This window comes from Mesorhizobium sp. M1428, assembly GCF_040317515.1.
Lineage (GTDB): Bacteria > Pseudomonadota > Alphaproteobacteria > Rhizobiales > Rhizobiaceae > Mesorhizobium.
Genome location: NZ_JAMYKT010000008.1, coordinates 153,451 through 172,890, shown reverse-complemented (window position 1 = coordinate 172,890; position 19,440 = coordinate 153,451). Strand labels below are relative to the sequence as shown.

At 61.9% G+C, this 19,440-nt stretch carries 20 protein-coding genes and 1 tRNA gene; 11 read left to right on the top strand and 10 right to left on the bottom strand.

The features are described 5' to 3' along the window. Positions 1-114: 114 nt before the first annotated feature. Positions 115-2,256, top strand: a complete 2,142-nt coding sequence (locus NKG60_RS14155; protein WP_352662774.1) for a sodium-translocating pyrophosphatase — start codon at positions 115-117, stop codon at positions 2,254-2,256. A 119-nt stretch (positions 2,257-2,375) separates the two neighbouring features. Here NKG60_RS14155 and NKG60_RS14150 read toward each other — a convergent pair whose 3' ends face one another. Continuing rightward, entirely contained in the window at positions 2,376-2,909 is a 534-nt protein-coding gene (locus NKG60_RS14150; RefSeq protein WP_352662772.1) for an outer membrane protein assembly factor BamE, read from the bottom strand. A 114-nt stretch (positions 2,910-3,023) separates the two neighbouring features. Here NKG60_RS14150 and NKG60_RS14145 point away from each other — a divergent pair, with 114 nt between their 5' ends. The 7 genes from NKG60_RS14145 (at position 3,024) to NKG60_RS14115 (ending at position 7,959) form a co-directional block, all read left to right on the top strand. Then, positions 3,024-3,563: a ubiquinol-cytochrome C chaperone family protein gene (locus tag NKG60_RS14145; RefSeq protein ID WP_023674506.1), complete on the top strand. Its 540-nt coding sequence runs from the start codon at positions 3,024-3,026 to the stop codon at positions 3,561-3,563. 41 nt (positions 3,564-3,604) lie between these two features. Next, positions 3,605-4,153 (top strand): YceD family protein, encoded by a 549-nt coding sequence (locus tag NKG60_RS14140; protein WP_352662769.1) that lies wholly within the window; start codon positions 3,605-3,607, stop codon positions 4,151-4,153. A gap of 123 nt (positions 4,154-4,276) precedes the next feature. Next, the gene (gene plsX, locus NKG60_RS14135; protein WP_352449317.1) at positions 4,277-5,347 is read left to right on the top strand and encodes a phosphate acyltransferase PlsX; all 1,071 of its coding nucleotides are present in this window, start codon (positions 4,277-4,279) and stop codon (positions 5,345-5,347) included. A gap of 9 nt (positions 5,348-5,356) precedes the next feature. Beyond that, the gene (locus tag NKG60_RS14130; RefSeq protein WP_352662766.1) at positions 5,357-6,328 is read left to right on the top strand and encodes a beta-ketoacyl-ACP synthase III; all 972 of its coding nucleotides are present in this window, start codon (positions 5,357-5,359) and stop codon (positions 6,326-6,328) included. A gap of 104 nt (positions 6,329-6,432) precedes the next feature. Then, entirely contained in the window at positions 6,433-6,756 is a 324-nt protein-coding gene (locus tag NKG60_RS14125) for an integration host factor subunit alpha (protein WP_352662763.1), read from the top strand. 244 nt (positions 6,757-7,000) lie between these two features. Continuing rightward, positions 7,001-7,543 (top strand): MerR family transcriptional regulator, encoded by a 543-nt coding sequence (locus tag NKG60_RS14120; RefSeq protein WP_352662760.1) that lies wholly within the window; start codon positions 7,001-7,003, stop codon positions 7,541-7,543. A 74-nt stretch (positions 7,544-7,617) separates the two neighbouring features. Next, positions 7,618-7,959, top strand: a complete 342-nt coding sequence (locus NKG60_RS14115; RefSeq protein WP_352975004.1) for a hypothetical protein — start codon at positions 7,618-7,620, stop codon at positions 7,957-7,959. Positions 7,960-8,085: 126 nt separating this feature from the next. Here NKG60_RS14115 and NKG60_RS14110 read toward each other — a convergent pair whose 3' ends face one another. Next, positions 8,086-8,277, bottom strand: a complete 192-nt coding sequence (locus NKG60_RS14110; protein WP_352662754.1) for a hypothetical protein — start codon at positions 8,275-8,277, stop codon at positions 8,086-8,088. Positions 8,278-8,593: 316 nt separating this feature from the next. On the opposite strand from NKG60_RS14110, the gene NKG60_RS14105 reads away from it, so the two are divergent. Together NKG60_RS14105 and NKG60_RS14100 are read left to right on the top strand one after the other, a co-directional pair. Further along, a complete protein-coding gene (locus NKG60_RS14105; protein ID WP_352566102.1) occupies positions 8,594-8,872 on the top strand; it encodes a helix-turn-helix domain-containing protein in 279 nt (92 codons plus the stop codon). Between the two features lie 120 nt (positions 8,873-8,992). Then, positions 8,993-9,451 carry a YbaK/EbsC family protein gene (locus tag NKG60_RS14100; RefSeq protein WP_352662748.1) on the top strand — a complete coding sequence of 153 codons (459 nt, stop codon included), beginning with the start codon at positions 8,993-8,995 and terminating at the stop codon, positions 9,449-9,451. Positions 9,452-9,489: 38 nt separating this feature from the next. Here the strand turns inward: NKG60_RS14100 and NKG60_RS14095 are convergent, their stop codons facing one another. From NKG60_RS14095 to NKG60_RS14065, 7 genes are all read right to left on the bottom strand, one after another. After that, positions 9,490-9,684: a hypothetical protein gene (locus NKG60_RS14095; protein WP_352865639.1), complete on the bottom strand. Its 195-nt coding sequence runs from the start codon at positions 9,682-9,684 to the stop codon at positions 9,490-9,492. Between the two features lie 147 nt (positions 9,685-9,831). After that, positions 9,832-10,065, bottom strand: a complete 234-nt coding sequence (locus NKG60_RS14090; protein ID WP_352662742.1) for a hypothetical protein — start codon at positions 10,063-10,065, stop codon at positions 9,832-9,834. A 789-nt stretch (positions 10,066-10,854) separates the two neighbouring features. Beyond that, positions 10,855-10,931 (bottom strand) — tRNA-Pro (locus NKG60_RS14085). Between the two features lie 36 nt (positions 10,932-10,967). Beyond that, positions 10,968-12,257 (bottom strand): O-antigen ligase family protein, encoded by a 1,290-nt coding sequence (locus tag NKG60_RS14080; RefSeq protein ID WP_352662739.1) that lies wholly within the window; start codon positions 12,255-12,257, stop codon positions 10,968-10,970. Beyond that, the gene (locus NKG60_RS14075; protein WP_352865643.1) at positions 12,254-13,789 is read right to left on the bottom strand and encodes an undecaprenyl-phosphate glucose phosphotransferase; all 1,536 of its coding nucleotides are present in this window, start codon (positions 13,787-13,789) and stop codon (positions 12,254-12,256) included. The genes NKG60_RS14080 and NKG60_RS14075 overlap by 4 nt, the downstream gene beginning before the upstream one ends. 112 nt (positions 13,790-13,901) lie before the next feature. Further along, positions 13,902-15,026, bottom strand: coding sequence for a glycosyltransferase family 4 protein (locus NKG60_RS14070; protein ID WP_352865646.1), 1,125 nt, complete (start codon positions 15,024-15,026; stop codon positions 13,902-13,904). A gap of 12 nt (positions 15,027-15,038) precedes the next feature. Next, the gene (locus NKG60_RS14065) at positions 15,039-15,602 is read right to left on the bottom strand and encodes a polysaccharide biosynthesis/export family protein (protein ID WP_254817578.1); all 564 of its coding nucleotides are present in this window, start codon (positions 15,600-15,602) and stop codon (positions 15,039-15,041) included. A 255-nt stretch (positions 15,603-15,857) separates the two neighbouring features. On the opposite strand from NKG60_RS14065, the gene NKG60_RS14060 reads away from it, so the two are divergent. Beyond that, positions 15,858-18,107 (top strand): GumC family protein, encoded by a 2,250-nt coding sequence (locus NKG60_RS14060; protein WP_352865649.1) that lies wholly within the window; start codon positions 15,858-15,860, stop codon positions 18,105-18,107. A gap of 21 nt (positions 18,108-18,128) precedes the next feature. Here NKG60_RS14060 and NKG60_RS14055 read toward each other — a convergent pair whose 3' ends face one another. After that, on the bottom strand, positions 18,129-19,358 hold the full coding sequence (locus NKG60_RS14055) for a GNAT family N-acetyltransferase (RefSeq protein WP_352865652.1): 1,230 nt from the start codon (positions 19,356-19,358) through the stop codon (positions 18,129-18,131). Positions 19,359-19,440 lie beyond the last annotated feature (82 nt).

Here is a 19,440-nt window from a genome sequence, read left to right as displayed (position 1 = left end):
CCTGTTTCGCATAAGCCGCTGCGAAGGGACGGATTCCGGTTGCGGAAAATTCGTCCCTGTCTCAACGGCCCGGGGAGGGGTTCTTTTGGGCCACCAATCGAGGAAAATTCGGCAATGACCATAATTTCAGCTGTCATCGCCTGCGGTCTGCTTTCAGTCCTTTACGCCATCTGGGCGACACGTTCGGTCCTCGCGGCCGATCAGGGCAATGCACGCATGCAGGAAATTTCCGCGGCCATCCGCGAAGGCGCCCAAGCTTATTTGGCGCGCCAGTACACCACCATCGCCATCGTCGGCGTCGTGGTCCTGCTGCTTGCCTGGTGGCTGCTTTCGATCACCGCCGCCATCGGTTTCCTGATCGGCGCCGTTCTCTCGGGTGCCGCTGGCTTCATCGGCATGCACGTCTCGGTGCGCGCCAATGTGCGGACCGCGCAGGCAGCTTCCAACAGCCTCGCTGCCGGCCTCGAGATCGCCTTCAAGTCGGGCGCCATCACCGGCATGCTGGTTGCTGGCCTGGCCCTGCTCGGCGTCTCGATCTACTACCTGATCCTGACCCAGTTCATGGGTCTGCAGCCAAACGATCGCGTCGTCATCGACTCGCTTGTTTCGCTCGGCTTCGGCGCCTCGCTGATCTCGATCTTCGCTCGTCTCGGCGGCGGCATCTTCACAAAAGGCGCCGACGTCGGCGGGGATCTCGTCGGCAAGGTTGAAGCCGGCATTCCCGAAGACGATCCACGCAATCCGGCGACCATTGCCGACAATGTCGGCGACAATGTCGGCGATTGCGCCGGCATGGCCGCCGACCTGTTCGAGACCTATGCGGTGACCGTGGTCGCCACCATGGTCCTCGCCTCCATCTTCTTCGGTGGCACCGCCGTTCTCGGCGCGGCCATGCTCTATCCGCTGGCCATCTGCGGCGCCTGCATCCTCACCTCGATCGTCGGCACCTTCTTCGTCAAGCTCGGTTCCAGCGGCTCGATCATGGGCGCGCTCTACAAGGGCCTGATCGTCACCGGCCTGCTGTCGATTGTCGGCCTTGCCGTAGCCACTTCGGCATGTATCGGCTGGGGCGAGATCGGCACCGTCGCCGGCATGGCCATCACCGGCACGAACCTGTTCATCTGCGGCCTGGTCGGGCTTTTGGTAACCGGCCTGATCGTGGTGATCACCGAATATTATACCGGCACCAACAAGCGCCCGGTGAACTCGATCGCCCAGGCCTCGGTCACCGGTCACGGCACCAACGTCATCCAGGGCCTCGCGGTGTCGCTGGAATCGACGGCGTTGCCGGCGATCGTCATCGTCGGCGGCATCATCTCGACATACCAGCTTGCCGGCCTCTACGGCACGGCGATCGCGGTGACGACGATGCTTGGCCTCGCCGGCATGATCGTCGCGCTCGACGCCTTCGGCCCGGTCACCGACAATGCCGGCGGCATTGCCGAAATGGCCGGCCTGCCAAAGGAAGTGCGCCAGTCCACCGACGCGCTCGACGCGGTCGGCAACACCACCAAGGCGGTAACCAAGGGCTACGCCATCGGTTCGGCCGGTCTCGGCGCGCTGGTGCTGTTCGCGGCCTACTCCAACGACCTCAAGTTCTTTGCCGCCAATGGCGACAAATACCCCTACTTCCAGGGCATGGGCGAGGTCTCCTTCGACCTCTCCAATCCTTATGTCGTCGCCGGCCTGATCTTCGGCGGCCTGATCCCGTATCTGTTCGGCGGCATCGCCATGACCGCCGTCGGCCGAGCCGCGGGTGCTATCGTCCAGGAGGTGCGCAAGCAGTTCCGCGAGGATCCGGGCATCATGGCCGGCACCTCCAAGCCGAACTATGCGCGCGCCGTCGACCTTCTGACCAAGGCAGCGATCCGGGAGATGATCGTTCCATCATTGTTGCCGGTGCTGGCGCCGTTGGTGGTCTATTTCGGCGTCCTCCTGATCTCGGGTTCGAAGGCATCCGCCTTTGCCGCCCTCGGCGCCTCGCTGCTCGGCGTCATCGTCAACGGCCTGTTCGTTGCCATCTCGATGACCTCCGGCGGCGGTGCCTGGGACAACGCCAAGAAGTCGTTCGAAGACGGTTTCGTCGACAAGGACGGCCTCAAGCACCTCAAGGGCTCCGAAGCGCACAAGGCCTCGGTGACCGGCGACACGGTGGGTGATCCCTACAAGGATACTGCTGGGCCGGCGGTCAACCCGGCGATCAAGATCACCAACATCGTCGCGCTGCTGTTGCTGGCCGTGCTCGCGCACGGCTAAGCTCAGCCGCTACGACTCAAGACAAAACCCGCGGGATCGCTCCCGCGGGTTTTTCATTGCCTGAGATGTGCCGCTTACAGGGAAGCGAAAGGAACGAAAGCCGATACCGCCGGGGTGGATCAGGTGCCGCCGAGTGTGCTGCCGCCGCTGGCGCCCGGAACACCAGGCGCCAGCTTGCTGGCGCCACTGATGATCTGGCTGAGGAAGTTCTGGTCCTTGCCGCCGGTCGGCGTGGTGCGCGAGATGAAGTCGAACACTTTGCCGTCCTTCAGGCCGTAATTGGCGATCTGGGTGACGCGCCCGTCATCGCCAAAATAGACCGCCAGCACATGCTGGTCGACGAGCCGCGGCTTGTCGAAGGCGACATAGCGCTTGCGCGTCTGCGAAATGTAATAAAAGGCCTCGTTGTCGAAGGTCGCCTTCGTCGAGGGAGTGCCGAGCGCCAGCAGCACCTGTTCGCGACTTGAGCCGACCGGCACCAAGTCGATCGCCTGCTGGTCGATGACGTAGCCCTGCGTCAGCGTCTCGCTCGGATTGAGATCGCCGATCATCTTGGACGAATTGCAGGCGGAAAGCGCCGCGGCGATCACCAGCAGCGAAACCGCACCGGCGGGCCTGGGCAGGAAAGTCGACTTGAATTTCAGCGCGTGCAACTACAACTCCATAAGCTGGCCGCAACTTGCGCTGGGCCGCAAAACCGGTAAACCAGCTTGCTTGCCGATGCAACAAGGCCACTTCAACAAACGGTCCCGGGAGACCACCCTCTAATGTTCCAGCGCCTCTTTGGCCGCGAACGTCATGCCAACCGCGCCATCACCGAGGCGCTTTACGCACAAATCGTGGCGGCGGCGCGGCAAACGGTGTTTTATTCCGCCTGGAACGTGCCGGACACGCCGCTCGGCCGCTTCGAGATGCTGTCTTTGCACATGTTCCTGTTCCAGCACCGGTTGCGCGGCGAGGGCGGTGCCGCGGCAGAGGTAGCGCAGGTGCTGATCGACGAGTTCTTCATGGATGTCGAACATTCGTTGCGGGAACTGGGCATTGGCGACGTCGGCGTGCCGAAGCGCATGCGGAAACTGGCGAAGATGTTTTATGGCCGTACTGCCGCCTATGATGATGCGCTGCAACGAAATGACCATGATGCGCTTGCCGCCGCCCTTGCCCGCAATGTCCGGCCGGATGCCGGCGCCTGGCCGCAAGCGTCGCAACTGGCACTCTATGCCGCCGATGCATCCAGGCAACTCGCGGAACAGCCGACCGAATCGATCGTTTCCGGCACGGTGGCATTTCCCGTGGCCAACGCTTGAGCGACGGCAGGCCGAATGAAGGTGGCGAAGTGGAGGCGAAGATGAAACATCCTGATACCCACAGCCCAGTGTCGTTCCTGGCAAATGTCGCCCGGCTGCCGCAAAAGGGGCTACCGGTGGTGATCGATGCCGACGCTGGGCAGCGCGCCCTGCTGGCCGTCGAGCACGAGCTGCTTTCGGTCGAGAACTATCGCGCCGAACTCCTGGTCGAGCCCTGGAAGCGCAACGGGGTAAAAGTCAGCGGCCATGTCGAGGCCGATATAACGCAGGCCTGCATCGTCACCCTCGACCCGGTCGAGGCGCATATCGACGAGCCGCTCGAAGCGCTGTTCCTGCCAGAGCAATCCAAGCTCGGGCGGCAAGGTTTCGACGGCGGCGGTGAGATCCTGCTCGACGCCGAAGGCCCGGACAGCCCGGAAACCTTTTCGGGCGATACGATCGACGTCGGGGCGCTTGCCGAGCAGTTCTTTGGCTTGGCGATCGATCCCTATCCGCGCAAGCCGGGTGTGTCGCTGGAGGCCGCCGGCGATGCCGAGCCTGTGGAGAATGAATTCCAGCAAAAGCTCAGATCACTGTTGGGAAAATCCTGATGGCTGACCCAATTTGAGAAAAGTTGGTTGTGCGGCAGCCCAAAACCGTTATTTTCGCCGAACCTTCGCGAGCCCCGTATCTTGGCAAGCCCGCTGGCCAAGCAACCGTGAGATGAACACCGCGTGATCAGGATTTCCATCGATGCCATGGGCGGCGATCACGGGCCAAGCGTGGTCATCCCGGCGCTCATGACTGTCGCCACCCGCCGTCCGGATATACGCTTCGTCATTTACGGGCGCGAGGAAGTGGTACGGCCCGAACTCGCAAAATTCCCCAAGCTGGCGGAAGTGAGCGAGTTCATCCACTGCGAGATTGCAGTGCGGATGGACGACAAGCCGAGCCAGGCGCTGCGCCACGGTCGCTGGAAATCATCGATGTGGAAGGCCGTCGAGGCGGTTAAGGCAGGCACTGCCGACGCCTGCATCTCAGCCGGCAATACCGGCGCGCTGATGGCGATGTCCAGATTCTGCCTTCGCACTATGGCGACCATCGATCGCCCGGCAATCGCGGCGCTCTGGCCGACATTGCGCGGCGAAAGCGTGGTGCTGGACGTCGGCGCCACCATCGGCGCGGATGCGCATCAACTGGTTGATTTTGCCATTCTGGGCACCGGCATGGCGCGCTCGGTTTTCGGCATCGAACGGCCGAGCGTCGGCCTGCTCAATGTCGGCGTCGAGGAGATCAAGGGTCAGGAGGAGGTCAAGGAGGCGGGCCGTATGCTGCGCGAGGCCAACATGGCCTCGATGAACTACCATGGCTTTGTCGAGGGTGACGACATCGGCAAGGGCAGTGTCGACGTCGTCGTTACCGAAGGATTTGCCGGCAACATCGCGCTGAAGACGGCGGAAGGCACCGTCAGGCAGATCGCCGGCTATCTGCGCGCGGCGATGAACCGGACGCTGATGGCCAGGATCGGCTATATCTTCGCCAAGACCGCCTTCGATCGCCTGCGCGAGAAGATGGATGTCGGCCGCTCCAATGGCGGTGTCTTCCTCGGGTTGAACGGCATCGTGGTGAAAAGCCACGGCGGGGCTGATTCGGATGGCTTCGCGGCGGCGATCGAGCTTGGCTACGACATGGTGCGCAACAATCTGCTCGACCGCATCGAGGCCGATCTCGACCTGTTCCATGCCCGCAATCCGAATGCCCAGACAATCCGGAAATCCGACGTCGTCATCGACGCAAAGGAATAGGAAAGAGTATTGATCAGATCAGTCGTGCGCGGCACGGGCGCCGCGCTGCCTCGCCGCATTATGAAGAATGCCGATTTCGAAGGCATGGTCGAGACGTCGGACGAGTGGATCGTCCAGCGCACCGGCATTCGCCAGCGCCACATTGCGGCCGACGACGAGACGACGGCCTCGCTGGGCGAGGCGGCAGCGCGCGCAGCCCTCGACAGCGCCGGCCTGACGGCTGACGACGTCGACCTGATCGTGCTGGCGACCTCGACGCCCAACAACACCTTTCCCGCGACGGCGGTCGAGATCCAGAACCGGCTCGGCATGCACCACGGTTTTGCCTTCGACCTGCAGGCGGTCTGCTCCGGCTTCGTCTATGCAGTGACGACCGCCGACCTCTATATCCGCGGCGGCTTGGCCAGACGGGTGCTGGTGATCGGCTCGGAAACGTTTTCGCGTATTCTCGACTGGAACGACCGCTCGACCTGCGTCTTGTTCGGCGACGGCGCCGGCGCGATGGTGCTGGAAGCAGGCACGGGGGCAGGCGGCATCGGCGACCGAGGCGTTCTGGCAGCCAGCCTGCGCTCCGACGGCATCCACAAGGACAAGCTTTTCGTCGACGGTGGGCCGTCGACCACAGGAACGGTCGGGCACCTCAGGATGGAAGGCCGCGAAGTGTTCAAGCACGCGGTCGGCATGATCACCGACGTCATCGAGGCGACGTTCGCACAGGCCGGCATCAGCGCCGGCGACCTCGACTGGTTCGTGCCGCATCAAGCCAATAAACGAATTATTGACGCTTCGGCCAAAAAGCTCGGGATAGAGGAGCGGAAGGTGGTGGTGACCGTCGATTTGCACGGTAATACCTCGGCTGCTTCCGTGCCGCTGGCACTGTCCGCGGCCGTCGCCGATGGTCGCATCAAAAAGGGTGACCTGGTGCTGCTCGAGGCGATGGGCGGGGGCTTCACCTGGGGCGCGGTCCTGCTCCGCTGGTAAGTGCCGAACTATCGGGTTCGGGTCCTTGACCTTGACGGATCAATTACTTAGGTTCTGCCGTTGCTTGTATCGATTTATGTTTTTGAGCTGATGGGACGGTTCGTATGGGGGGAAAGACACTTACGCGCGCCGACCTCGCCGAAGCCGTTTATCGCAAGGTTGGGCTGTCACGTACTGAATCCGCCGAGCTTGTCGAGGCGGTGCTGAATGAGATCTGCGAAGCGATCGTTCGCGGCGAGACGGTGAAGCTGTCGTCCTTCGCGACCTTCCATGTCCGCTCCAAGAACGAGCGCATCGGGCGCAATCCCAAGACCGGTGAGGAAGTGCCAATCCTGCCGCGCCGGGTGATGACCTTCAAATCATCGAACGTGCTGAAGAACCGTATCCTGCGCTCCCATCAAAGCAGCAAAGCCAAGGGCAGCAAGTAGACGTCCACTCCCGCTTTGCCGAGAATCATGCTCCAGGCTTCGGTTGAAAAACGAACCCTGCTTTTGCGCCGGGCTTGAATATTGTTTCATAAACCGCTGAAATAAGATGCGATTCGGCAGGCCGGATCGGTATTTGGGTGTGATCCGTTCCGACGGGACGGGAAGCTGCTCTCCTTGTTAAGCGTAATGTCGCCCGAACCGGTTCCCACCTTTCGCGATCATGTTCTAGCGTGAGGATTCGTCCATGGACAAGAGCCCCGATGCTTTCCGCACCATCAGCGAGGTCGCGGAGGATCTGGATTTGCCGCAGCACGTGCTGCGCTTCTGGGAGACGCGTTTCAACCAGATCAAGCCGATGAAGCGCGGCGGCGGCCGCCGCTACTACCGTCCGCAGGACGTCGAGCTGATCAAGGGTATTCGCCATATGCTCTACGATCAGGGCTATACGATCAAGGGCGTGCAGAAGCTGTTGCGCGAGAACGGCAACCAGTTTCTGATCGCCGTCGGCAGTGGCGACATGGCGGCGGTCGAGGCGATCTCGCAGCGCCGACAGGCTGACGCGGTACCGCTGACGCAAGCGGCGCAGCCGCGCGGCCCGGACGACGAAATGCTGGTCGGCCAGCCGAGGGTGAAACCCAGCCGTCGTTTTTTCGGCATAGGCAAGACCGACGAGGAAGGCCCGGTTCCGCCGGACACGTCAAAACTTTCCCGTGACAATCGCGCTTTGCTGCAGGAGGCGCTATTCGACCTCCTGGAATGCAAGCGCCTGCTCGATCAGGTTCGCTAGAGCCCGCCGGGTTGACCGGAACGGTCTTCAGGGTCATGCGTTAGGCTTCCTTCTGCAGATGAAGGAAGCACGTCATGGCATCGCTTTCGAGCATCTCCGACACCGATCTGAACAAGCAGGTCGCGGCCTTGACCAGGGAACTGGCCACCTTGAAGAAAGCCGTGTTGAAGCAGGGCGGCGCCTTTTACGAAGACGGGCGCGATAGCGCGTCGGATTATTATTCGGATATCACTGAGCGGCTCGGCCACGCCTTGCCGGCAATCAGAAGGCAAGGCCGGGCGATCGAGCAGACCGCCCGAGATCACCCGGCGACAGCGGCCGCTGTCGGGCTGGTTCTGGTCGGGCTCGTCGCCAGTCTGTTCCTCACTGGCCGGCAGCAAAACGTGCCGCGAGCGCGTTCAAGGTCGGCACGTTGAGATAAGCAAATGGCGGTGGTCGGCGGACCGCCGCCATTTTTCGCCGACACGGCAAACCCGGCAAGCGCGCCGCCCTTGGTCAAGGACCAGAACGCCTGCTTGCCGGTCGTTCGCCCGAGGGTGTTTTCAGTACTTCTTCGCCACAACCTTCTTGTGGTGGTGGCGGTAGTGGTGGACGCGGTGATGGTAGTGATGGCGGTGATGCTTCTTGACGGTGGTCTGCATCGTCGTTGCGTTCGCGCTGCTTGCGCCGATGATCGGCATTGAAAGGGCAAGTGCGATTGCAAGTCCAAGGGCGGAGAGAAGAGGCTTCTTCATGACATCGTTTCCTTTTTGCGCAGGCGGAATTCGAGCGTCACTGATTCAGGTTGGTGACTCGAGCGCTGCAGTTGGGACTATCGCCTTGGAGTTTTTCGGTAGTTTTTCCGGCCTGTAGAATTTTGTTTCCGGACTGTGTCTGCCGACGATCCGGCCAGATGTCGGCTCGCCGGCATCCGCCTTCATTCCGGCGTCGGTTCACGATGCCGTGACGCTATCTTTGATGCTTGGCAAATCACCGGCGAGCGGGCATTCTCCCGATCGTCTCAGGCAACAACATGATTTGATCTAACTCTTTCATCCCACGGAGTTGCCAATGCCCCAAATAGCAAAACGCGAACCTTACTCCGAACTGGCGGCGAGCGCGGTTACGCCTGAACGCAGTGCTGTCCGAACCGCCCGGGAAGCCCGTGGATACAGCATCGAAGAGCTGTCCCTGGCGTGCGGGCTGGCAGCCTATGAGATTGCCGACATTGAAAGCGGCAAGGATGCCGATCCCTCGAAACGTCGGCGTATTGCCTCCGCGCTTCAGTTTCCGGAAAGCGCTCTGTTTGATGAAGCCGTGTTGCCCGCCAAAAGGCGATCCGTGTCGTAGCGGCGTGCCATGCTTTTGTTCCACGAGCTCGCCATGGGTCGCCCTGGCGGGCTTCGTTTTTTTCGGCCACGTAGTAGACTTGCCGGCCGCCACGGCGACGCCAGACGGAAATTGCTGGAGATGAGCCTCGAATCCGTTCGCGCCTTCTTCGCCGCACACGCGCCCGACATTGACGTCATCGTCACGGAGGCAAGCTCGGCGACGGTGCCTCTTGCAGCCGAAGCGCACGGCGTAGCGCCGGCGCAGATCGCCAAGACGATCTGCTTGCGCGCCGGCGACCAGACGATGCTGATCGTGGCCGGCGGGGTCTCCAGGCTGGACAACCGCAAGTTCAAGGACCGGTTCGGCGGCAAGGCGCGAATGCTGGACGCCGAGCAGGTGTTCGCCGCGACCGGTCATCCCGTCGGCGGCGTATGTCCGTTCGGCCTGCCATCACCGCTGCCGGTCTATTGCGACATCTCGCTGCGCGCCTTTGACGAAGTTGTCCCCGCCGCAGGCGCAACCAACGCCGCCGTGCGGCTCAGCCCGCAACGCATGGCGGAACTCGTTGGCGCAGAATGGGTGGATGTTTGCCAGTAGCCATTTATCCGGGTCCTGGGACCCGCTGAGCGCTACCGCTATTCGGTCTTCTGCGACTCTTCTTTCTTGATCGTCTGAGCGTCCGTGACAGTCGACATATCGGCCTTCTCGACGCTCGCTGTCTTCGTCTGCGTGTCGACCGATGCCTGGACCTTGGAATGCGCGGGGCAGTCCGCAGAGGCAGCTGATATGGACATGGTCAGTGCCGCAGCCATTGCGAGGAATGTCTTCATGGTCACTCTCCTCTTTCGTTCGATGGGTAAAGTTAGCCCGTCTGGCGCCGACCGCAAAATCACATTTGTTCACACGCGCTCTTGCGCACACGGAAGCCTACGCTGGCCCAGCAATTCAATTGGTTGCGCGGATAGCCGCTTGCCGTATCAAAGCCCACCGGCTGCGGCCATAGGATTTTTGGCGTTAAAGATCTCGCCGCTCAGAGCCAGTCTCAAATCTTCGGCGCTGAGCTGACCGCTTTCAAATAAATCCATCACCCTGCGGCCGAGCACGTCTCTGCCTGGATCGCCGTCAGCGAGGCCTAGTTCACGGCATCGGGCATCAAGTGCCCTGGTCAACATGGTCAGCTCGGCAGGACAGGCAACTCCTTGAAGCGACATTGCATCTCTCCTGAAAGGGCGAAAGCGCGTGGCATCTTCGAAGCGTCCGCTCGCCCTTACAACTGCGGACGACGGCGATTCAACTAAAACCAACCTTTTTCGAACTCAACATTCAATCGTACCAAAACGCCGCGCGCTCCAATGGGAGGATACTGCTACAATACGGGATGGCCGTCCGAATAGCGGTTGTCCTCGCGCTTCTTTTCGCCTTCGCCTACGGTTTCGCAAAACTCGCGGAACATTATGGCGGCGTTCGCGACCGGCCCTCTCCGTGTAAAGAATTGCCCTATCCTGATTGTCCTGACCAAAAAGCTCCTCCCCGGGAAGAAACTAAGCCTTGAGCAGGCGCTTGTTCAGGTCAGGCCAGCCATCGGCATTGAACTAGTTCTTTCCAACCGACGGTTGGTGGACGCATTGCAGCTGATGCGCCTAGGGTTCACTACGATCCGCGCGCACCGGGCATGCCCAACCCCCGAGTCACCCCTGCCTGATGCAAGGCGCCTGATCGAGTCCCGCCGTTCTGGCATGTGCGGCGGGACCTTTTTTCATTGAAGCTGGAACACGGGCTCACGGTGAAGGTTGGCGTACGCAGCAAACCTTACCTAGCCATTACCGCGCGGTTTCTCGGTGGGCTTCTGGCTAGACGTCAGCCTCCGTGCCTCGCGCCTAAGTGATGCGTGATCGATTCCTCGATGAGATCACGCGCCTTCGTACGCTGCGCTGGCTGCAATGCGGCTATTGTCTGTATAGCCAGTTTGGGGGAAAACTGGCTAAGCCTTTGGATTTTAATGGTCGGAGTGGCCGGATTCGAACCGACGACCCCTTGACCCCCAGTCAAGTGCGCTACCGGGCTGCGCTACACTCCGGACCGGTCGCGATGTATCGTGATAGACCGGCTCCGGTCAACCGAATTCGGTTGCTATCCTGCCTGAAGTAACAGCAACGGGGATTGCCGGTCGCTGCGCCGCCCGCAACTGCCACTGGTGGCGGTATTCGAGCGCGATGGCACCCCAGATCAGGCCAAGCAGCAGGTAGACATGGCGCCAGTGGTCGATGTCGATGAAGGTGCCGAGCCCGATATTGCCGATGAAGGCGACGTAGGCGCATAGAAGATAAGGCTGCCACGGCCGGTCGCGCAGCAGAATGCGGAAGCCGGCGGCGATCGTCCAGCACGTCAGCGTCAGGAACGACACGAAGCCGAGCCAGCCGTAATCCATCAGCATCTTCAGCCAGATGTCGTGGGTGTCCTCGCCGAACATCTTGCCGAACACGAGCGGGCCGATGCCGAACGGATGCTCCAGTGCCATCTGAAAGCCGATCGTATAGCGGGCGAAGCGGCCGAGGCGGGCGGTGTCGTAGCTTTGTTCGAGTTGCGCGCGGTTCGAGAACATCTCCGCGACGCCCGGCAGTTGCAGGATGACGATCATCGCGATGACCAGCAGTCCGACGGCGGCGATGGTCATGACGACGACGCGCAGCCTGAACTTGCCGCTGGCGCTCTGCAGGAACAAGGCACCGGTCAGCAGGATCGCCGAAACGGCGAACATGCCCCAGGCGCCGCGCGAAAAGGAAAAGAAGATGCCGGCGGTGATGATCAGCAGCGGCACCGCCAATAGCGGCATGCGCGCGACCGAACCGGTAAGCAGCAGGTAGAGCAGGTAGATGCCAGGCAGCACCAGGAAAGGCCCGAACACGTTCGGGTCCTGGAAGGCGCCGGCGGCGCGGTCGTATTTGGTGAAGATCTCGGCTCCTGGAAAGGCATGGAAATAGCCGGCTATGCCGACCAGCGAAGTCAGCACCGCCGACACCACATAGGCGACGAAGATCACCCGATAGAGACTGGGCCGGACGGCCGTAACGGAAGCGAAGAAAACCGCGGTGAGGGCCAGGAACAGCGAGACGGCGAGATAGAGCGGCGTGCCGGCGAGGTCCGACATCTGCGTCATCGAGATCATGCCGCCGATGTTCATGATAACCAGCAGCACCAGCAGCGGCACCGCCACGCGCTGTATGCGCAGGCCGAACAAGGGCCACACCACGATCAGCCCGATCATATAGAGGTCGTACGGCGCGGGCTCGGCAATGACGAAGCCGGACAGGAAGACGCCGAGGAAAACCGCCCCCGACGCAATCAGTGCAATCAGCTTGGCGTTGACCGCCGCAGCCGACAATTCATAGGCCGTCGCGCTCAATATGCGTTTTCCGTGTTGAGCAGGCGGATCGGCGTCAGGAACAGGATTTTGAGGTCGAACAGGAGCGACCAGTTCTCGATGTAATAGAGGTCGTATTCCGTCCGCATGCGAATCTTCTCGTTGGTATCCATCTCGCCGCGCCAGCCATTGATCTGCGCCCAGCCGGTCACACCGGGCTTGACCTTGTGACGGGCGAAATAGCCGTCGACCACCTCATTGTAGAGGAGGTTGTGCGACTGCGCGGCAATGGCGTGCGGGCGCGGCCCGACCAGCGACAGCGAGCCGAACAGCGAATTGAAGAACTGCGGCAGTTCGTCGATCGAGGTCTTGCGGATGAAGCGGCCGACACGGGTGACGCGTGGATCGTTCTTGGTCACGGTCTGCTTCGCCGTCGGGTCCGCCTTGTCGGTGTACATCGAACGGAACTTGTAGACCTCGATGATCTCGTTGTTGAAGCCGTGCCGCTTCTGGTGGAACAGCACCGGCCCCTTGCTGTCGAGTTTGATCGCGATTGCGGTCGCCAGCATCACCGGCGAGAACGCGATGATGCCGATGATCGAAAAGACGATGTCGAAGGCGCGCTTGGCGACCGAATCCCAGTCGTTGATCGGCTTGTCGAAGATATCTAGCATCGGCACCGAGCCAATGTAGGAATAGGCGCGCGGCCTGAACTGCAGCGCGTTCGAATGCGCCGATAGCCGGATGTCGACCGGCAGCACCCACAGCTTCTTCAATAACTGCAGCACGCGCGATTCGGCGGTCAGCGGCAGCGATACGATCAGCATGTCGATGCGCGCGATGCGGGCAAATTCGATGAGTTCGGAAATCGTGCCGAGCTTGGGATAACCGGCGACAACCGGCGGCGACCGCTTGTCGCCCCGGTCGTCGAAGATGCCGCAGATGCGGATGTCGTTGTAGGGCTGCCTTTCGACCGAGCGGATCAGTACCTCCGCCGCCTTGCCGCCGCCGACGATGACGGCGCGGCGCTCCATCCGCCCGTCGCGTGCCCAGCGCCTGATCAGCTTCGACATCACCAGGCGGAGACCCAGGATCAGCACGAAGCCGACGACGAACCACGTGCCGAAGAGCAGGCGCGAATAGTCTTCCGACATTTTCATGGTGAAGGCGGTGAGCGCCATCAAGGCGAATGTTCCGGCCCAGACCAGCAGGAGACGGCCGAAATTGGCGATCGGCCGCATCAACGCGACGATCTGGTAGCAGTCGGTGACGTCGAACAGAACGACCGCGAGGAACGAGGTGGCGGCGATTGTCAGTGAGTATTGCCAGGCAAGATAGTTGAAAAAGCCGACATAATAGAAATAGACGGCAAGACCTGACACCAACAGCAGCGCGAATTCCACCATACGCAGGACGCCGCTCACCATGATCGGCGACATCGTATCGCGCCGGTATTGCGAGGCGACCTGGCGGGCAACATCGTTCATGCCGCCGGCCGTATTGTTCTCGGCAGGGGCGTCGAATTTGCGCACCGCGTCTAGCGAAAAACGGCGCGCTGGGTCGATTTCGTTCATGGGGCGTCCGCAGGTTTCCCTCAGGTGAATAGCAAAAGAGAGCTAAGAAACCCTTGAAACAACAGATGGCTTTGGAGACGCTTTCACCGGGGGGCCTTTTGCAGCCGTTGCTCTATTGTTTGAGCGCGGCGAAATAAGCCTTTTCGATTTCAGCGGCCATTACATCGGCGCCGAAGCGTGCCTTGAGGTCGGCGAGGCCGGGCATCAGGCCCTTGTAGGTGTCGAGATCGGCCAATGCGGCGCTTATCTTGTCGCCGAGTTCGCGCGGGTCGGGCCGGATCAGGGCAGGCGAGCCGGTGTCGAAGATTTCCGGTATGCCGCCGACCGCCGTCGCGATGATCGGCTTGCCGGCGGCGAGCGCTTCCAGAACGATATAGGGCATGGCTTCCGCGCGCGAGGGAACGACGACCAGTTCGGCCAGCGTGAAGGCGAGCCTGGCCGGCATCGGCGCCAGGAAGCTGACCTCGAGGCCGAGCTGATTCACCTGGGCGCGATAGCGCGGCAGGTCGTCGCCGTCGCCGACCATCAGCGCCTTCAATGGGCGGCCGAGGCGTGTCGCGGCTAGCCCCAGCGCATCGATGAAGATGTCGGGGCCTTTGAGGTCTCGCATCATGCCGATATAGAGGAGGTCAACCGCATCGTGCTCGGTCCACACCGGCTCGAACTCGGCGCCGCGCAGGCCGTTGTGGACGAGAGCGTTCGGAATGGGCGGCTCGCCGACCTTCCTGCGATAAGTCCGCCGCTCATAATCGGAAACAAACAGCAGGCAATCGGTGAAGCGAGCCATGAAGCGCTCGAGCGCGAAGAACAGCTTCCCCATGGCGGTAGTCTCGTCATAGTGAAGCGAGCCGCCATGCGGCGAATAAAGGCGGGCTACGCGAGACCTGGATACCCGCAACAATGAGCCGAACAGACGGGCATAGGCGCCACCTTTGGCGCCATGCCCGTGCAGCACGTCCGGCCGCAATTCTTTTATGATCCTATAGGTGCGCCGGGCCGAAGCGAGATCGCCTGGCCCGACATGCCGCTGCATCGGGGTGCGATGAATGCCGAGCGCCAGGCTGCCTTTCATCTGTTCGAACAGCCGTTCCTCGAAATCGCCGCCAGTGGTCGAATCGCAGACGATGCCGACGGCATGGCCGGCGGCGACCTGAGCCTCGGTCAGGTCGCGCACATGCCGGAAGATGCCTCCGACCGGTGAGCGAAAGCAGTGGACGATCCTGAGTGTGTCCGCCACTTGGTCAGCACATCAAAACAGGCGTTCGCGAACATAGACTGTATCGCCGGGTAGTAGCGGATCGGAGGTCACCACGCGTCCGGTTATCACTTTGCCGTTGATGTCGCGGGTGATGTCGACGCTTTCCTGGTTGGCGCGCGGCGTGAACCCGCCGGCGATGGCGACGGCTTTCTGTACGGTCAGGCCTGGAACGTAGGAATACTGCCCCGCCGCACCCACTTCACCCATGACGAAGATCGGCCGGTAGCGATCGATTTCGACCGAAACATCGGGATCCCGCAAATAACCCTGGCGCAGTTTCTCGGCGATCTCGCCCTCGAGCTGCTGGGCGGTGTGGCCGCGCGCCGGCACGTTGCCGACGAGCGGCAGCGAGAGATAGCCGGACTGGTCGACGCTGTAGGTATTGGTCAGTCCTTCCTGCTCGAACACGGTTACGCGGACGCGGTCGCCGGCGCCGAGGCGATAGGGCTGGTCGAGAACTTCATGGAATGCGGCCGGCGTCGGCCGGTAGCTGGAGCAGCCCGAAAGCATCGATACGGCAAGCAGCGCGCGGAAAAGGGGAGCAGTGCTTTTCATGAGCGGACACGTACCTTTGAATAGCCGGCGACTCTGCGGCAAACCTTAACGATCGAGCTCGGTTATCATCCTGTTAGGGTTAATGGCCGGTAAAGGCGCGCGGCCGATGCGGGCCGGATCGACAAATGCAGATGGTTTTCAGCCTCTTGTTTGCTGATTGTTAGTAGAGCCTAACAGGTTCTTACCGCGATATTAACGGCTGAGTTACCATAGTTGTTTACGGTGCATGCTGACTCAGTACCGGAGCAGGGATGCATGTCCGTTCAATCCGCGGCCGCAGATGTCGACGTCGATCTCAGGCAGCTTTTCGCCAGCCTGGCGCGAAACTGGCTGCGTATCCTTGTCGTCGCGCTGGTTGTAACCGGCCTGGCCTTTGCGCTCGCCTGGCTTGCAACGCCCGAATACAAGGCGGCAGCCAAGCTGGAGATCGGGCCTCGAGAATCGGAGTTCACGCGGCCAGCCGGGGCCAACGGCAACGAGCGGTCGATTCCCGACGAAGAGGCTGTGGCCACCGAGGTCCAGATCATCTCGTCCCCCGACATCCTCAAGCAGGTGGCGGCGAAGCTCAACCTGGCGAAATTGCCCGAATTCGACGAGGCGCTGAAGATGTCGGCGCTGAGCCGCGCCCTTGTCCTTGTTGGCTTGAAAAGCGATCCGTTCGAGATTCCGCTGGAAGAGCGCGTGCTGGACGCAATGCATGAGAAGCTCAACGTCTATGGCGTTGAAAAAACCCGCGCGATCGCAATCGAGTTCTCGTCAGAGGATCCAAAGCTTGCCGCCGCGATCCCGAACGCCATTGCAAATGCCTATATCGCCTCCAAGGGCAATGCCAAGCTCGAATCGAATTCCGCCGCCACCGACTTTCTGGCCCCGGAAATCGCGGATCTGCAGAACCGGGTGAAGGAGGCGGAAGCCAAGGTTGCCGCATTCCGTGCGCAGTCCGATCTTTTGATGGGCGGCAACAATTCGGTGCTTGCCACCCAGCAGCTGTCCGAATTGTCGAGCGAACTGTCACGCGTGCGCGCCAATCGCGCTTCGGCGGAAGCGACCGCTGACGGCGTGCGCAGGGCGCTGCGCAATGGCGGCTCGCTGGATGCCGTTCCGGAGGTGTTGTCTTCCGAACTGATCCAGCGCCTGCGCGAGCGGCAAGTCGAACTCAAGAATAACATCGCCGACCTTTCCACCACCTTGCTCGACAACCATCCGCGCATCCGCGCGCTGAAGTCGCAGCTCGCCGATCTCGACCGCCAAATCCGCAACGAAGCGGAAAAGATCATGAAGGGTCTGATGGCGCAGGCCGAGACGGCGAAGGCGCGAGAGGCTCAACTCGTGGCAGACGTCAACACGCTGAAGGCGGCGTCCGCCCGCGCCGGCGAAGAGCAGGTGGAACTCGATGCGCTGCAGCGTGATGCAGCGACCAAGCGTCAGCAGCTCGATCTCTATTCGTCCAGCTATCTCCAGGCGGCTGCACGCAAGGATCGCAACTACCTGCCTGTCGATGCTCGCGTATTTTCGGAGGCCCAGGTGCCGGCCGAACCCTATTTCCCCAAGATTGGTCCGATTGTCAGTGCGGCCTTTGTCGGCTCGTTGCTCATCATGGCGATTGTCACGCTGCTGCAGGAACTGTTTTCCGGCCGCGCCATGCGTCCGGCCGCCGGTGCCCATTTCGAGCGCATCGAGCAGGTTGCGATGCCGGCTGTCCAGGCCGAACGCGTAATGGCCGAGCCCGACCCACCGATTGCCCGGCCCGAACCGGCAGCCGCCGAGATCGATGAGACCGACGACGACAAGATTATCGAGACCAAAGTGGAGCCGGAACCCGTCGCGGTGGCGGAAGCGGCTGCCGAGAAAATCGAACCGGAGTACTCTGAAATGGCTGCTGCAGACATTGAACCGGCACGTTCTGTCCTCGGCGAGGTCGACATCGACAAGGCCGCGGAAAAACTGATCGCCACCGGTGCCGCCCGCGCCATATTCGTGTCGCCGGAAGGCGACGAGGCGGCCGCCTCGGCGGTGCTGGTGGCGCGTGCGGTCTCTGACGCCGGGCTACGCGTGCTGCTGCTTGATCTCACCGCTTCGGGTGCCGCCTCGCGGCCGATGCTGGACAGCGGGCTGTTTCCGGGCATCACCGATCTGCTCGCCTCGCAAGCGCAGTTCAGCGATGTGATCCATCCCGATCTCTATTCGGACTGCCACGTTATTCCCGTCGGCACAGCCGATCCGGTCCGCGCCATGCGCGCCGCCGACCGGCTGCCGATCATCATGCAGTCGCTGACCACCGCCTACGATCTGGTCGTGGTCGAATGCGGACCGGCCGACGCGCAAGGCATCAGCCGCCTGGTGGGCGCGGGGACCGAGGTCTTGCTCTCCATGCTGGAGCCGGACGACGAGGTGACGCAGGCCGCGATCGCGCTCATCGAGAGCGGCTATCCTGACCTGACGCTGGTCACGCCAATCGGCCATGTGGCGCCGGGGCCAATGCCGGGACGGCGCTCGGCCGCCTGAGGCAGTTTTCTCAAATCGAAATCAGCTGTCGTCTTCGCCTGCGGCCGGTGCTGTCCGCCCCACGGCTTTGCGGCGCAGCAGCTTGGTCAGCTTCCAGACCATTGGGCTGTGCTTGATGAATGCCTTCAGGCTTGCGCCGTGCCTCAGCGCAAGCGCCAGCGCACGACCCTTCAGCGTCAGCGGAACCAGCACCTCGAAATGCTGCGTTTCGACATCGCACCACAATCGCTTGTAGGGTTCGTCGCCAACCGAGAAATCATAGATTTTGAAACCCGCCTCGCAGGCTTCCTGGATGTTCTCAAAGAACAGGAAGTCGCCCGGGCTGGTGTGTGCGAGGTCGTCCTCGGCAATCGCCCCGAATTCGCAGATCAGCCGCTTGCCCGAGCGGCTCGATCCGGTGACAGCACGGAGCTTGCCGGCGACTTCCAGCCCATGCAGGACGAAGGACGGATCTTCCTCTTGAAGCGCGTCGGCAAACAGCGAGCGGAAAAAAGCGCGCACCTCCGCTTCACCGAAAACATTGGCGATACCCATCTTGCGAAAGCGGAATTCCTTCATCTCGAAAAAGGCATCGAGCAGCATGTGCACCTCGTCCGCAGTCTTCGCCTCGATGCGACGATAGCTGCCGACGGCCTCGAACTTGCGCGCCTGCGAGCGATGTTTCTTGCGCCTGCGCTTGCCGCTCACGCGGGTGAGCAGCGCATCAAATCCTCCTACAAGACTGGCGGCCAGCGACAGATTGGGGCTCGAAAAATGCGGCAAGGCGGAGAGCGGGTTGGCAACGCCGTCGAGATCGGGCAGCAGCCGCTCTAGCGCGACAAGATCGATGTCGCGTCGCGCCTTGGCAATTGCAGCCAGCATCAAGCGGATCGCCGCGCTATCGGCATTCTCCAGCCATTGCGGTTCGGCGGCGGCAAAATTGCCGTTCGCATGGCGGCCGCCCATGAACCGGGCGACGCGGAACGCTCCACTGCGAGTGACCTCCAGCGCCAACGAGAAGACCGGCCTGTCGTCGGCGCGCAGCGTCGCAACGACAACGTCGGCGCCGGTATGTGCGGCCCAGTTCCGGATCCAGCCTGCGCTCTGCGCCGGGGCAAAAAGCGCCGAATGGCAGAATTCTGCGTACGCCGCCAGCGCCGCACCATCGGCGACCGAGGTTGACAGGCCGGCCTTGCCGGCCGGCAAGACACACGGCGACGCCTCGCTGCTTGCCAGCCGATTGCCGTCAAATGATGCGGTGGCGTCAACCATACCTCAATCCTTAGGGCGTATTCGTCGCGATTGGGGGTCCGCGCAGGCGCATTCCATGCTTGATGAGCTTAGGCGCAAAAGG

Bases quoted from the DNA above. Each gene is read 5' to 3' on its own strand.
- NKG60_RS14090 (WP_352662742.1), bottom strand. From the start codon at position 10,065: ATGTCGCTTCAAGGAGTTGCCTGTCCTGCCGAGCTGACCATGTTGACC.
- NKG60_RS14140 (WP_352662769.1), top strand. From the start codon at position 3,605: ATGAAACATCCTGATACCCACAGCCCAGTGTCGTTCCTGGCAAATGTC.
- NKG60_RS14115 (WP_352975004.1), top strand. From the start codon at position 7,618: ATGGCATCGCTTTCGAGCATCTCCGACACCGATCTGAACAAGCAGGTC.
- NKG60_RS14145 (WP_023674506.1), top strand. From the start codon at position 3,024: ATGTTCCAGCGCCTCTTTGGCCGCGAACGTCATGCCAACCGCGCCATC.
- NKG60_RS14125 (WP_352662763.1), top strand. From the start codon at position 6,433: ATGGGGGGAAAGACACTTACGCGCGCCGACCTCGCCGAAGCCGTTTAT.
- NKG60_RS14065 (WP_254817578.1), bottom strand. From the start codon at position 15,602: ATGAAAAGCACTGCTCCCCTTTTCCGCGCGCTGCTTGCCGTATCGATG.
- NKG60_RS14060 (WP_352865649.1), top strand. From the start codon at position 15,858: ATGTCCGTTCAATCCGCGGCCGCAGATGTCGACGTCGATCTCAGGCAG.
- NKG60_RS14055 (WP_352865652.1), bottom strand. From the start codon at position 19,358: ATGGTTGACGCCACCGCATCATTTGACGGCAATCGGCTGGCAAGCAGC.
- NKG60_RS14105 (WP_352566102.1), top strand. From the start codon at position 8,594: ATGCCCCAAATAGCAAAACGCGAACCTTACTCCGAACTGGCGGCGAGC.
- NKG60_RS14110 (WP_352662754.1), bottom strand. From the start codon at position 8,277: ATGAAGAAGCCTCTTCTCTCCGCCCTTGGACTTGCAATCGCACTTGCC.
- NKG60_RS14095 (WP_352865639.1), bottom strand. From the start codon at position 9,684: ATGAAGACATTCCTCGCAATGGCTGCGGCACTGACCATGTCCATATCA.
- NKG60_RS14100 (WP_352662748.1), top strand. From the start codon at position 8,993: ATGAGCCTCGAATCCGTTCGCGCCTTCTTCGCCGCACACGCGCCCGAC.
- NKG60_RS14120 (WP_352662760.1), top strand. From the start codon at position 7,001: ATGGACAAGAGCCCCGATGCTTTCCGCACCATCAGCGAGGTCGCGGAG.
- NKG60_RS14075 (WP_352865643.1), bottom strand. From the start codon at position 13,789: ATGAACGAAATCGACCCAGCGCGCCGTTTTTCGCTAGACGCGGTGCGC.
- NKG60_RS14155 (WP_352662774.1), top strand. From the start codon at position 115: ATGACCATAATTTCAGCTGTCATCGCCTGCGGTCTGCTTTCAGTCCTT.